General features: G+C 38.2%; 11 protein-coding genes and 1 other annotated feature. Of the genes, 5 read left to right on the forward strand and 6 right to left on the reverse strand.

Annotation, left to right across the window (positions count from 1 at the left end):
• Positions 1–37: 37 nt before the first annotated feature.
• The 4 genes from pflB (at position 38) to C3V42_RS01960 (ending at position 4,105) form a co-directional block, all read left to right on the forward strand.
• The gene (gene pflB / locus C3V42_RS01945; protein WP_164994210.1) at positions 38–2,350 is read left to right on the forward strand and encodes a formate C-acetyltransferase; all 2,313 of its coding nucleotides are present in this window, start codon (positions 38–40) and stop codon (positions 2,348–2,350) included.
• Positions 2,351–2,432: 82 nt separating this feature from the next.
• Positions 2,433–2,723: a putative quinol monooxygenase gene (locus tag C3V42_RS01950; protein ID WP_106013459.1), complete on the forward strand. Its 291-nt coding sequence runs from the start codon at positions 2,433–2,435 to the stop codon at positions 2,721–2,723.
• Positions 2,724–2,838: 115 nt separating this feature from the next.
• Positions 2,839–3,579: a pyruvate formate lyase 1-activating protein gene (gene pflA / locus C3V42_RS01955; protein ID WP_106013460.1), complete on the forward strand. Its 741-nt coding sequence runs from the start codon at positions 2,839–2,841 to the stop codon at positions 3,577–3,579.
• 31 nt (positions 3,580–3,610) lie between these two features.
• Complete coding sequence (locus C3V42_RS01960; RefSeq protein WP_106013461.1) at positions 3,611–4,105, forward strand: surface-adhesin E family protein; 495 nt, start codon at positions 3,611–3,613, stop codon at positions 4,103–4,105.
• A 47-nt stretch (positions 4,106–4,152) separates the two neighbouring features.
• Here C3V42_RS01960 and C3V42_RS01965 read toward each other — a convergent pair whose 3' ends face one another.
• From C3V42_RS01965 to thrA, 4 genes are all read right to left on the reverse strand, one after another.
• Entirely contained in the window at positions 4,153–4,869 is a 717-nt protein-coding gene (locus C3V42_RS01965; RefSeq protein ID WP_106013462.1) for a DUF554 domain-containing protein, read from the reverse strand.
• 87 nt (positions 4,870–4,956) lie between these two features.
• Positions 4,957–6,231: a threonine synthase gene (thrC, locus tag C3V42_RS01970; protein ID WP_106013463.1), complete on the reverse strand. Its 1,275-nt coding sequence runs from the start codon at positions 6,229–6,231 to the stop codon at positions 4,957–4,959.
• A gap of 43 nt (positions 6,232–6,274) precedes the next feature.
• On the reverse strand, positions 6,275–7,219 hold the full coding sequence (gene thrB, locus C3V42_RS01975; RefSeq protein WP_106013464.1) for a homoserine kinase: 945 nt from the start codon (positions 7,217–7,219) through the stop codon (positions 6,275–6,277).
• A gap of 12 nt (positions 7,220–7,231) precedes the next feature.
• Positions 7,232–9,679, reverse strand: coding sequence for a bifunctional aspartate kinase/homoserine dehydrogenase I (thrA, locus tag C3V42_RS01980; RefSeq protein WP_106013465.1), 2,448 nt, complete (start codon positions 9,677–9,679; stop codon positions 7,232–7,234).
• A 35-nt stretch (positions 9,680–9,714) separates the two neighbouring features.
• Positions 9,715–9,833, reverse strand: a sequence feature (Thr leader region).
• Positions 9,834–10,003: 170 nt separating this feature from the next.
• Between thrA and C3V42_RS01985 the strand changes: the two genes are divergently transcribed.
• Positions 10,004–10,708 (forward strand): YggS family pyridoxal phosphate-dependent enzyme, encoded by a 705-nt coding sequence (locus C3V42_RS01985; protein ID WP_106013466.1) that lies wholly within the window; start codon positions 10,004–10,006, stop codon positions 10,706–10,708.
• 57 nt (positions 10,709–10,765) lie between these two features.
• Here C3V42_RS01985 and C3V42_RS01990 read toward each other — a convergent pair whose 3' ends face one another.
• Both C3V42_RS01990 and relA read right to left on the reverse strand, forming a co-directional pair.
• Positions 10,766–11,140: a diacylglycerol kinase gene (locus C3V42_RS01990; RefSeq protein ID WP_106013467.1), complete on the reverse strand. Its 375-nt coding sequence runs from the start codon at positions 11,138–11,140 to the stop codon at positions 10,766–10,768.
• 14 nt (positions 11,141–11,154) lie between these two features.
• The gene (relA, locus tag C3V42_RS01995) at positions 11,155–13,386 is read right to left on the reverse strand and encodes a GTP diphosphokinase (protein ID WP_106013468.1); all 2,232 of its coding nucleotides are present in this window, start codon (positions 13,384–13,386) and stop codon (positions 11,155–11,157) included.
• Between the last annotated feature and the right edge of the window lie 59 nt (positions 13,387–13,445).

The following is a 13,445-nucleotide window of genomic DNA, read 5'->3' on the forward strand; positions in this document are numbered from 1 at the left end:
TTATTTACTTATTTATTAATTAACAAAGGAAATGACTATGTCAGAACTTAATGAAGCGCAAAAATTAGCGTGGGCTGGTTTTACTGGTGGTGATTGGCAAGAAAATGTCAATGTACGTGACTTTATCCAAAAAAACTACACCCCATATGAAGGTGATGATTCTTTCTTAGCGGGTCCAACTGAAGCGACAACAAAACTTTGGGAGACCGTAATGGAAGGAATCAAAGTTGAAAACCGCACACATGCGCCATTAGATTTTGACGAGCATACGCCTTCAACAATTACTTCTCACGCACCAGGTTACATTAACAAAGACTTAGAAAAAATCGTTGGTCTTCAAACTGATGAGCCTTTAAAACGTGCCATTATGCCATTTGGTGGTATCAAAATGGTGGAAGGATCATGCAAAATTTACGGTCGAGAATTAGATCCTGAGGTGAAAAAAATCTTCACTGAATATCGTAAAACCCACAACCAAGGTGTATTCGATGTTTATACTCCAGACATTTTACGTTGCCGTAAATCAGGTGTATTAACCGGTCTTCCTGATGCTTATGGTCGTGGCCGTATCATCGGTGACTACCGTCGTGTAGCTCTTTATGGTGTAGATTTCTTAATGAAAGATAAATACGCACAATTCTCTTCTTTACAAAAAGATTTAGAAGATGGCGTAAATCTTGAAGCAACAATTCGTTTACGTGAAGAAATCGCAGAACAACACCGTGCATTAGGCCAATTAAAACAAATGGCTGCAAGCTATGGTTATGATATTTCTAACCCAGCAACTAATGCTCAAGAAGCCATTCAATGGATGTACTTTGCTTATCTTGCTGCAATCAAATCACAAAATGGTGCGGCAATGTCATTCGGTCGTACTGCAACCTTTATCGATATCTATATCGAACGTGATTTACAAGCAGGTAAAATTACTGAAACTGAAGCGCAAGAATTAGTTGACCACTTAGTCATGAAACTCCGTATGGTTCGTTTCTTACGTACACCTGAATACGATCAATTATTCTCAGGCGACCCAATGTGGGCAACTGAAACTATCGCAGGTATGGGTTTAGACGGTCGTACATTAGTAACCAAAAATACATTCCGTATTTTACACACCCTTTACAACATGGGTACTTCTCCAGAACCAAACTTAACTATCCTTTGGTCTGAACAATTACCTGAAAACTTCAAACGTTTCTGTGCGAAAGTATCGATTGATACCTCATCAGTTCAATATGAAAATGATGATTTAATGCGTCCAGACTTCAACAATGATGACTACGCAATCGCATGTTGTGTGTCACCAATGGTTGTGGGTAAACAAATGCAATTCTTCGGTGCGCGTGCAAACTTAGCGAAAACATTGTTATACGCAATCAACGGCGGTATCGATGAAAAATTAGGTATGCAAGTCGGTCCAAAAACTGCACCAATTACTGATGAAGTATTAGATTTCAATACAGTAATGACCCGTATGGATAGCTTTATGGATTGGTTGGCAAAACAATATGTGACAGCCTTAAACGTAATCCATTATATGCACGATAAATATTCATACGAAGCAGCATTAATGGCATTACATGATCGTGATGTATACCGTACCATGGCTTGTGGTATTGCAGGTCTTTCTGTTGCGGCTGACTCACTTTCAGCAATCAAATATGCGAAAGTTAAACCAGTTCGTGGCGACATCAAAGATAAAGATGGTAATGTTGTTGCAACTAACGTAGCAATTGACTTTGAAATCGAAGGTGAATATCCACAATATGGTAACAACGATAACCGAGTTGATGACATCGCTTGTGACTTAGTTGAACGTTTCATGAAGAAAATTCAAAAACTTAAAACTTACCGCAATGCAGTGCCTACACAATCTGTATTAACCATTACTTCTAACGTGGTTTATGGTAAGAAAACGGGTAATACTCCAGATGGTCGCCGTGCTGGTGCGCCATTCGGACCAGGTGCTAACCCAATGCACGGTCGTGACCAAAAAGGTGCGGTAGCATCATTAACTTCAGTAGCTAAACTTCCATTTGCTTACGCGAAAGATGGTATTTCTTATACCTTCTCAATCGTACCAAATGCGTTAGGTAAAGATGCAGAAGCACAACGTCGTAATCTTGCTGGCTTAATGGATGGTTACTTCCACCACGAAGCAACAGTTGAAGGTGGCCAACACTTAAATGTGAATGTGTTAAACCGTGAAATGCTGTTAGATGCAATGGAAAATCCGGATAAATATCCACAATTGACTATCCGTGTATCTGGTTACGCAGTACGTTTCAACTCCTTAACTAAAGAGCAACAACAAGACGTCGTAACCCGGACATTTACTGAGTCTTTCTAAGTAAATAAAATTATGTTTTAATATAAACCACTCACAGACTAGTTTTGTGAGTGGTTTATTTTTATATATAGGAGAGCAAATTATGCTAACAGTTATTGCCCAATTTTCAGTAAAAGCGGACAAAATTAATGATTTTCTAACTCAATGCGAAAAATTAATTAAGCATACTCGTCAAGAAACAGGATGCGTATCTTATGAATTACAACAAAATAGCGAGCAGGCTAATCATTATGTTTTTATTGAGCAATGGAAAAGCAAAGCCGATTTAGAACAACATTTTGCAACGCCACACTTTACCTCAATTGTACCTGTATTGGTCGAGTATTGTGAACAAGCACCAGTGGTGCAAACTTTTCAAAAAGTCAGCGAATAATGACCGCACTTTGATAAATATGTTTTAATTATGAGCCTGATTTAAATCAGGCTCATTTTTTATAAACTAAATCTTTGGTAAAATTTAGCTATATCTAATTTTAGGAAATTTATGTATGTCAGTTCTTGGACGAATTCACTCTTTTGAATCCTGTGGCACTGTAGATGGGCCAGGTATTCGTTTTATTTTATTTATGCAAGGCTGCTTGATGCGATGCAAATATTGCCACAATCGTGATACTTGGGATCTTGAAGGTGGTAAAGAAATCAGTGTCGAAGATTTAATGAAAGAAGTAGTGACTTATCGCCATTTTATGAATGCTACTGGCGGTGGCGTTACGGCATCTGGCGGTGAGGCTGTCTTACAAGCAGAGTTTGTGCGTGATTGGTTCCGTGCTTGTAAAGCTGAAGGGATTAATACTTGCTTGGATACAAATGGTTTTGTGCGTCATTATGATCATATTATTGATGAATTATTAGATGTAACGGATCTTATTTTACTCGATTTAAAAGAGCTTAATGATCAAGTTCATCAAAATCTTATTGGGGTACCAAATAAACGTACCCTTGAATTTGCAAAATATTTGCAAAAACGTAATCAACGTACATGGATTCGTTATGTTGTTGTTCCTGGTTATACCGATAGCGATCACGATGTGCATTTATTAGGTCAATTTATTGAAGGTATGACCAATATTGAAAAAGTTGAACTTCTTCCTTATCATCGATTAGGTGCGCATAAATGGAAAACCCTTGGGTTAGATTATGAGCTTGAAGATGTATTACCGCCAACCAAAGAATCGTTAGAGCATATTAAAACAATCCTAGAAGGTTATGGGCACACTGTAAAATTTTAGAATGAATGTCAGATAACATAAGGAGTAAATAATGAAAAAACTGATTTTAATATTATCATTTGGGTTACTTAGCGCTTGTTCTATTCATCCTAAACAAAATCCAATACAACAAGATGTAAAACTCGCAACACCAACAGAAATTAGAAATGGCTATGTTCGTCTAGTGAAAGATATAAATTACTATATTGATACTAGTTCAATTTGGGTTGATAACGAAGAACCTCAAATTGTCCATTTTGATGCAGTGATTAACTTAGATAAAGGTTTATTTGTTTATCCAGAAACTAAACGTTATGCCCGTTCTGTTCGACAATATAAAATATTAAATTGCCAAAACTATCACTTAACCCAAGTCCGTACTGACTTCTACGATGAATTCTGGGGCGAAGGCGTACGTGCAGCCCCTAAAAAGCAAAAAAAACATACTTTACGCTTAATGCCTGATACTACACTTTATAATGCCGCACAAATTATTTGTGTAAATTATGGTAGAGAAATATCTGAAATAAAATCAACTAAAAAATAGAAATAAAAAATAGCTATAAATAAATTTATAGCTATTTTTCTTCTCTATTAAAAAAAACTTTGCCAAAGATGAGAAATCGGCATTGCTAAAAAAAGTGCTGGTAGCATATTTGCTACGTGGAACATTTGAATATTGCAAATTCGAAAACCTGTAGCAATCATCAACACTCCACCTACAGCGCCAAAATCAGCTCGCATTTCAGGTGTGACAAAAGGGATAATAAATACTGCTGAATATGCCAAAATAGATTGTAATAAGGTTTGTGGGATAAAAATTGTTGTCACCGCATAACCTAATGTTGTTGCAAAAATCATTACAGTGAAAAAGTCCAAGAAAGATTTTACGATTAAGATGCTTGGATCCCCTGTCATGCCTTCATTCATTGCACCAAAGATTCCAGTTCCACTAAAAGAAGCAAGAATCACAAGAGCCACAAATTTTCCTAAAAATTCATCATGACTAATCCCTTTAGGGGCAGAAGGAAATACCCGTTCTACTAGACTTTTAGCATAGCCAGCCAATTTATTAATACCATTTTTAAGCAAGATGATTTCACCAATAATTGTTCCAATCAGTATAGATAAAACCATTGCTGGCATACTTTCTACTTTAGAAAGCATTACTATTCCCATACACATTGAACACAAACCAAAAATTAATGTTAAATTAACTCGTAATCGTTCTGGTAATTTTCCACCAATCATTGCACCGATTAATGCGCCAGTAATAATTGCTGCCGCATTAATATAAGGCCCCACTATCATTATACTTCCCCTATTTTTCAAAAATAAAATAGCGCTTAAATATCAAGCGCTATCTTTAACATCTCAATTAAAATTTACCGCACTTTATTACTTCAATAAGTAAGCCCGTAGTTGTGCAAAATCATTATCCATTTCATCAGAAAGCAATGGTAGCTGATTATGTTTATCCAGAGCTTCAGGTAATGAAAGCTGAATACCAAGAATACGTTCTACAGATTCTTTAAATTTCGCAGGATGCGCCGTACATAGGAAGATTCCTGTTTCACCCGCTTTAAGTTGATCTTTCAACACCTGATAAGCAATCGCACCGTGCGGTTCACATAAATAACCTTTTGCCTGCATCGCTTTTAAGGTATCTTCTGTTTCGCCATCACTTAGCATACCCGAACCTAAATCAGTTAAATTCCAACCATTTCGTTTAAACAATTCTTCCACTCTCGGCCAATTATTTGGGCGACTTACATCCATTGCATTAGAAAGAGTTGCAACTGTCGTTTTAGGATCCCAATTACCCGATTTCAAATAACGTGGCACCGTATCATTTGCGTTTGTTGAGGCAATAACGTGTTTTATTGGCAAGCCCAAGGTTTTTGCAATTAATCCCGCAGTTAAGTTTCCAAAATTACCACTTGGCACAGAAACCACAACATTATCACGTTTTTCTTTTGGCAACTGTGCTACAGCCTCAAAGTAATAACAAACTTGAGCTAATAAGCGGCTGATATTAATAGAATTTGCAGAGTTAAGTCCGATAGCTTGGCGCAATTCAACATCATCAAAGGCTTGCTTAACCAAAGCCTGACACGCATCAAAATCACTGTTAATCGCAACAGTACGAATATTCCCACCTAAAGTACAGAATAGCTTTTCTTGTAATGGGCTGATTTTGCCTTTTGGATAAAGGATAACTACATTAATATTTTCTAATCCGTAAAATGCATGTGCTACAGCGGCTCCGGTATCACCAGACGTAGCCGTTAGAATGGTGATTTTTCCATCACCACGAACTGCTGCAAGTGCCTGAGCCATAAAACGGCCCCCAAAGTCTTTAAATGCTAATGTAGGCCCATGAAATAATTCAAGTGCATAAATATTATCTTCCACTTTTTCTAACGGTGCGGTGAAAGTAAACGCATTTTTCACCATCTCATCTAACGTTGCTTCCGGTAATTCTTCACCAATTAATGCACCTAGAATTTTTTGGCTACGCTCAACAAGAGGCAATTCAAGTAATTCATCAATGTTATTAAGTTGAGGAATAATTTCTGGAAAGAATAAACCTTGATCCCGTCCAAGACCTTGACGAACAGCCTGAGAAAAAGTGACTTGTTCTTCGGGATGTTTGATATTGTATAAATTCATATTTAATCCGTTTTTAATTTAATTTTATCTATTTAAATTATGCTTATTTAATTTCTTTTGCGCCTTCATTATCGACCTTACATACATGCACAAAACCTTCATTATTTTGTAAATAATGATTCTCTAAATAAGTTGAAAGTTTAATTGCAGTTTGTAAATCAGGAGCAATAGAGAAAATTGTTGGCCCTGAGCCTGAAATACCAGTGGCAAGTGCACCTAAGTCTCGCGTAGCTTGTTTTACTTCAGCAAAATTAGGTAGCAGAGATTCACGATAAGGTTCAGCAATGACATCTTTCATCATAATCGCCGCAAGGTTTTCCTGATGGGTATGGCAAGCATGCACAAAGCCACCTAAATGACGACCATGGGCAATCACGTCTTGTCGAGTATAGCTTTTCGGTAAAATTGCTCGAGCTTCAGCAGTAGAAACTTCAATTCCCGGATATGCTAACACCCAATACCAATTATCAAAAAATGGCAATTTTTGACAAATATTGCCGAGCGATTGCACCATAAATTGCACACCGCCAAGATAGCAAGGTGCGACATTATCATAATGGATAGAACCAGAAATACGCCCTTCCAATTCGCCCATCATTTCAAGCAATTCCATTTTCGAAAAAGGTTCATTATGAAACTGATTTAATGCTACTAATGCAGCAACAATAGAACAAGCACTAGAGCCTAAACCAGAGCCTATAGGCATATTTTTTTCGAGCGTTAAACGCAAAGGCTTCACATTTCCCCCGCGTAATTTTAATTGCTCGCTAAATAGCACATAAGCTTGGTAAACAATATTTTTTTGTGGTTCTTTCGGTAATTTGCGAACAAAATAGCCCGCACTTTCTAACTCAAAACCACTTGAAATAGATTCTATTTGAACCACATCACCTAACAATGAACCATCAATAGGAGAAATCGCAGCACCTAAAGTATCGAAACCTACGCTAATATTCGCGCTAGATGCAGGGGCGTAAATTCTTAACATTGGGAATCCTTATTAATGTTGTAATGTTCTTAAAATATCGGCAAAGATACCTGCCGCCGTCACCGCATTGCCTGCACCATAACCACGTAATAAAAGTGGGATAGGTTGGTAATAACGAGTATAAAATGCCAAAGCATTTTCACCATCTTTCACTTTATAAAGTGGGTTATTCTGATCAACTGCAACAATAGATACTTTACATTTACCTTCACGAATTTTTCCAACATAACGCAATACTTTGCCTTCAGCTTTAACGGTGGAAACACGAGCGTTAAACTCTTCATCAAGCTGTGGCAACATTGCCATAAATTCATCTGCAGATTTTCCTTCAGAGAAGCCTTTCGGCAATACACCTTCAACTTCAACATCTGAAAGTTCAAGCTCAATTCCAGCTTCACGAGCAAGAATTAATAATTTGCGCGCGACATCTTGTCCAGAAAGGTCATCACGAGGATCAGGCTCAGTAAACCCTTTTTCTCGGGCAAGTGCGGTGACTTCTGAAAGAGAAAGTCCCTCTTCTAATTTACCAAAAATAAAGGAAAGTGAGCCAGATAAAATGCCTTCAAAATATTCAAGTTCATCACCCGCAGCAAGTAAGTTTTGAAGATTTTCAATAACTGGCAAACCTGCGCCCACATTGGTTTCATACAAAAATTTATGTTGGCTTGCCTGAGCATTTTGGCGTAACTCGTTGTAATAAGCTAATTCTCGTGTATTCGCTTTTTTATTTGGCGTAACCACATGGAAACCTTCTTTTAACGCTCGAGCATAAAGTCCAGCTACAGATTCGGCTGAGGTACAATCTACAAATACTGGATTCACCACATGATGTAATTTAATGAAAGAAAGCAATACATCAAAATCTGATGGCTGAGTCGCATTTTCTAAATCGGTTTTCCAATCATCTAAACATAATCCATTTTCATCGAGCAACATGCGGTTGGAATTCGCAATAGCACAAACTCGAATTTCAACATTCTTCTTTGCTAGATACTCCTTTTGGCGCTTTACCTGCTCAATTAATTCTCCGCCTACTCCACCAACGCCCACTAAAAACATATCCACGACTTTTTTATTATTGAAAAGCGCTTGATGGGTAGCTTTCACGGCTTCAATCGCTTTATTTTGCGGCACAACCGCAGAAATTGAACGTTCGCTAGATCCTTGTGCAATCGCCACAATGCTAATATTTGCCTGCGCTAACGCTGAGAAGAAACGAGCAGCAATGCCTTTTGCTTGCTTCATTCCATCGCCCACTACAGAAATAATAGATAAATCTTTAATCACCTCAATTGGTTCTAATTGATGTTCATTTAATTCGTTCGCAAACTCAGTTTCTAGTACGGTTTTCGCTACTTCTGCAGATTTCACTGGCACACAAAAGCTAATACTATATTCAGATGAAGACTGAGTAATTAAAATAACTGAAATGCCTGCGCCTGACATGGCTGAAAATACGCGAGATGCCATGCCTACCATGCCTTGCATACCAGGGCCTGATACATTAAACATCGCCAAGTTATCTAAGTTAGTGATACCTTTGACTTGTAAACCTTCTGATTTCACATTGCCATCAATAATCGAACCCGGCGCAGAAGGATTTCCTGTATTTTTAATGACACAAGGAATATTTTGTGGCAACAATGGGCCAATCGTACGAGGATGAATCACTTTTGCACCGAAATAAGAAAGTTCCATCGCTTCACGATAAGAAAGAGTTGGTAATAAACGTGCATCAGGCACTAAACGAGGATCACAAGTATAAACGCCATCCACATCGGTCCAAATTTCGCATACGCTTGCACCTAAACAAGCGGCTAAACAGGCCGCAGAATAGTCTGACCCATTACGACCGAGCAGCACCAACTCACCTTTTTCATTACCCGCAGTAAAGCCAGCCATCAGCACCACTTTATCTTCTGCGATACTTGCTGCATCAACACGTTTTGTTGATTCTTCAATTTCAACAGAAGATTCAAGGTAACCGCCTTTTGCTAATAATTGCTTGACCGGATCCACAATATGTACGCTATAGCCACGCGCTTCAAACCAAGCTTTCATCATGGCGATAGAAAGTTTTTCACCGCGGCAATCAATCGTCGCTTTAACTGCATCTTCTACTTTTCCTGCTTGACGAATTTCATCTAATAATCCTTTGATTTGAGCAAATTCAGCATCAATAAGCGCTTTGGTGCCATTTAAGTCGAATTGATTATTTTCGGCATGTAATCCATTGATGATGTTATAGAAAATTTCGATTGCTTCGTTGAAATGCGTATCGGTTGGTTGATTTAATGCAGCTTTTTCAGAAAGGGCGACGAGATGATTAGTTATTTTGGCTGGTGCTGATAAAACACCTGCAGCCTGCTCTTCTAAATGAGCTTTCTCGATCAATTTCGCTGCTTGGGAAAAACGTTCCGGATTTGCAAGCGAAGTGCCACCAAATTTAAGTACGCGCATGATTGGTTCTCCTAGAGATATTGTGTTTTTAAATTTATAAAAAAACCCGCTATTCAGTTGAATCGCGGGTTTTCTGTATCCTGTTTTTTGGTGCACTAACCCGCGCCATTAATCATAGTAATGGTCATCATAATAGTGGTAATCGTGCTAATGATTACGGATAAAGTGCGGTTATTTTTCATTGTGTTTTATCTTGAAAAATGAATGTGTAAAGAAATACCGAAATTTCCCAAGCTTGTCAAACAGAAAGTGACAAATTTTTCAGAAATTTTCTCAGTAAATAAATTTCGTGTAAACTAACCGCACTTTTATAAAGGAGAACCTATGAATATCCAGCATAATCTCAACCTAATTCATCAAAAAATTGAAACGGCTTGCAAAGAAGCTAAACGCAATCAAAATACCGTAAAATTACTTGCCGTATCTAAGACCAAACCTATTTCCGCGATTCTTTCGGCTTATCAAGCGGGACAAATAGCCTTTGGGGAAAATTATGTGCAAGAAGGTGTAGAAAAGATCCAATATTTTGAATCGCAAGGTATTAACCTTGAATGGCATTTTATCGGTCCATTACAATCGAATAAAACCCGTCTCGTTGCAGAACATTTTGATTGGATGCAAACACTTGATCGAGCAAAAATTGCAGATCGTTTAAATGAACAACGATCAACTAACAAAGCACCGTTAAATGTCTTGATTCAGATTAATATCAGCGATGAAGAAAGTAAATCAGGCATTCAACCTGAGGAAATGTTAACACTAGCAAAACACATCGAAAATTTACCGCACTTATGCCTACGTGGCTTAATGGCAATACCGGCGCCAACCGATAACATCACAGAACAAGAAGCCGTGTTTAGAAAAATGTCAGACCTATTTGAACAACTTAAACAAGCCTTACCAAATCAACAAATTGATACACTTTCTATGGGAATGACAGATGATATGCCGAGCGCAATTAAATGTGGCTCAACAATGGTAAGAATTGGTACCGCTATTTTTGGCTCAAGAAATTATATCCAAAAGTAAAATGAATAATTAAAAACGGCTTATGTTTCCATAAGCCGCTCCCAAATATACTGTACCTTAAAAAATATTCCGTATGTTAGAAAAATAGGATTCCCCCCAAACAACAGCAACAATACAAAGAGCAATAAATACCGATGCAGAACCTTGATCTTTCGCACGCCCTGAAAGTTCGTGGCGTTCTGTACCAATGCGATCAACTACAGCTTCCACCGCACTGTTTAAAAGTTCTAACGCCATCACAAGCAAAACAGAAGAAATCATCAAGATAATTTCAATTTTTGTTTCGCCTAAAAAGAAAGCAAGAGGAATTAAAATACAGGCTAAAAAACATTCGTGGCGAAAAGCCGTTTCATTTTTAAACGCACTTTTTAAGCCTTGTAATGAATATTTAGTAGAATTGATTAAATGGGTTAGCCCCGTCGTTTTATACATAAATTTTCCTATTTTTATAAACGTTTCGCTTCGATTACATCATCTAATTTTGCTAATCGAGCCAATATTTTACTTAAACTTTCAACATTATGGAGTTCAATTTCCATATCAATCGTAGCAAGCTGTTTTTTGGTATCAGCACGGCTTGAGACCCCTAACACACTAATTTTTTCATTTGCCAGAACCGTCGTAATATCACGTAATAAGCCATTACGATCGCCCGCCACAATACGGATATTAATATGGAAACCACTGGCGTAATTTTCGCCCCAAATTGATTCCACCACGCGCTCTGGGTGAGCAGCTTGCAAATCTAAGAACTGTTCACAATCCGCTCGGTGAATAGAAATACCACGCCCCATTGTGATATAACCAACAATCGCATCGCCAGGAATAGGCTGGCAGCAACGCGCAATATGATGCATAAGATTGCCCACACCTTCCACAATCACATAGCCATTTTTTTTCTCAGATTTCAGCTGAGAATTGACCGCACTTTTGTTAGCAACATGGCGTAAAATTTCTTGATCTGCTTCTTCAGCGGTCACTTTAATCAATTTACTTTGCAAGAAATTGATTAAGTTATTTAAACGAATATCGCCACTGCCAATTCCCGCATAAAGATCGTCCAAATTTTTCAAGTTATAGCGTGGTAACGCGTAAGGTTCCACTTGCTTAATGCTTAAATTTAAACGCGCTAATTCATTATCGAGTAATTCTTTACCCGCTGGAATATTTTTATCACGATCTTGTTTTTTAAACCACGCCTGAATTTTGGCTCGAGATTTTGCGGTGTGAGTAAATCCTAAATTGGGATTTAGCCAGTCACGGCTCGGATTCGGATTTTTCTGGGTAATAATATCGATTTGATCACCCATTTGTAGCTGATAGGTAAATGGCACAATACGTCCTGCTACTTTTGCCCCGATGCAGCGATGCCCAATTTCACTATGAATTGCATAAGCAAAATCTAATGGTGTAGATCCCGTTGGCAAATCCACCACTTCGCCCTTTGGCGTAAACACATACACGCGGTCATCAAACACTTGACTACGCAACTCTGCCATCACTTCGCCTGAATCAGTAATATCATCTTGCCAAGCTAATAATTTTCGCAACCATGCAATTTTTTCTTCGTAGGCAGACATACTGCCCGTATTGCCTTCCTTGTATTTCCAGTGAGCTGCCACACCTAACTCTGCATCATCATGCATTTGTTGGGTTCGAATTTGCACTTCAATTGGCTTGCCACCTTTACCTAAAACAACAGTATGAATAGATTGATAACCGTTCGGTTTCGGATTTGCGACATAATCGTCAAATTCTTTGGGTAAGTGTTTAAATTTAGTATGAACAATCCCAAGTGCGGTATAACAATCTTGCAATTTTTGCACGATAATTCTGACCGCTCTTACATCATATAAACCGCTAAACTCAAGATGCTTTTTCTGCATTTTTCGCCAAATGCTATAAATATGTTTCGGACGACCATAGACTTCCACTTGCTCGATATTTTCACGTAAATAACCACTCAACTCGCTAACGAAATCAGCAATGTAATGTTCACGATCAAGACGACGTTCCTGCAATAATTTAGCAATAGCGCGATATTGTTCAGGATGGAGATAACGGAAGCAGTAATCCTCTAACTCCCATTTCAACTGACCAATCCCAAGACGATTGGCAAGAGGAGCATAAATATTAGAACATTCTTTGGCAGCAAGGACTTTGTCTTCCTCTGCGCAACGATGCTCTGCATCACGCAAGAAAGTAATACGTTCGGCAAGTTTAATGATTACACAGCGGAAATCGTCCACCATTGCCAACAACATACGGCGAACATTATCTACTTGTAAGGCATTAGCTGAGTGACTAGCATTAAGTTGACGGATGTTATCCATCTCCAACACACCTTTAAGTAATTTAGTGATTTTCGCACCAAACTTTTCTTTTAGGCTTTCCCAATCGGTTAATTTATTTGCAACCACAGGAAACAACATTGCAGTAAGCAATGTTTCCGCATCCATATTAAGTTCGTGCAAAATTTCTACCATTTCCACACCAGACTGAAGCATCAAGGTAGCATTCTTCATTTCATCGGGATGGGTGCTCATTAAGTCACGTGAGTAATACCAGGCATCGATCAAACTTTTTTCTGTTTGTTCTGCCAGTTTTAAGCCAGCACACCATTGTTCAATCACAAAATCCTGCGGATTTAACAAATGAGAACCACGAACAGCAACCATAACACCCCCTTGTTGATGAAGAGCAAGCAACTTCCTGTCGCTTTTATTTTGGGTGGATA

Origin of the sequence: Haemophilus sp. oral taxon 036, assembly GCF_002998595.1 — a bacterium.
In the GTDB taxonomy this organism is placed as follows: domain Bacteria; phylum Pseudomonadota; class Gammaproteobacteria; order Enterobacterales; family Pasteurellaceae; genus Haemophilus; species Haemophilus haemolyticus_K.

What these genes read in the sequence shown, in the direction of transcription:
- thrA (WP_106013465.1), bottom strand. Translation starts at nt 9,679, where the DNA reads ATGCGCGTACTTAAATTTGGTGGCACTTCGCTTGCAAATCCGGAACGT.
- relA (WP_106013468.1), bottom strand. Translation starts at nt 13,386, where the DNA reads ATGGTTGCTGTTCGTGGTTCTCATTTGTTAAATCCGCAGGATTTTGTG.
- thrC (WP_106013463.1), bottom strand. Translation starts at nt 6,231, where the DNA reads ATGAATTTATACAATATCAAACATCCCGAAGAACAAGTCACTTTTTCT.
- C3V42_RS01985 (WP_106013466.1), top strand. Translation starts at nt 10,004, where the DNA reads ATGAATATCCAGCATAATCTCAACCTAATTCATCAAAAAATTGAAACG.
- C3V42_RS01965 (WP_106013462.1), bottom strand. Translation starts at nt 4,869, where the DNA reads ATGATAGTGGGGCCTTATATTAATGCGGCAGCAATTATTACTGGCGCA.
- pflA (WP_106013460.1), top strand. Translation starts at nt 2,839, where the DNA reads ATGTCAGTTCTTGGACGAATTCACTCTTTTGAATCCTGTGGCACTGTA.
- thrB (WP_106013464.1), bottom strand. Translation starts at nt 7,219, where the DNA reads ATGTTAAGAATTTACGCCCCTGCATCTAGCGCGAATATTAGCGTAGGT.
- C3V42_RS01990 (WP_106013467.1), bottom strand. Translation starts at nt 11,140, where the DNA reads ATGTATAAAACGACGGGGCTAACCCATTTAATCAATTCTACTAAATAT.
- C3V42_RS01950 (WP_106013459.1), top strand. Translation starts at nt 2,433, where the DNA reads ATGCTAACAGTTATTGCCCAATTTTCAGTAAAAGCGGACAAAATTAAT.
- pflB (WP_164994210.1), top strand. Translation starts at nt 38, where the DNA reads ATGTCAGAACTTAATGAAGCGCAAAAATTAGCGTGGGCTGGTTTTACT.
- C3V42_RS01960 (WP_106013461.1), top strand. Translation starts at nt 3,611, where the DNA reads ATGAAAAAACTGATTTTAATATTATCATTTGGGTTACTTAGCGCTTGT.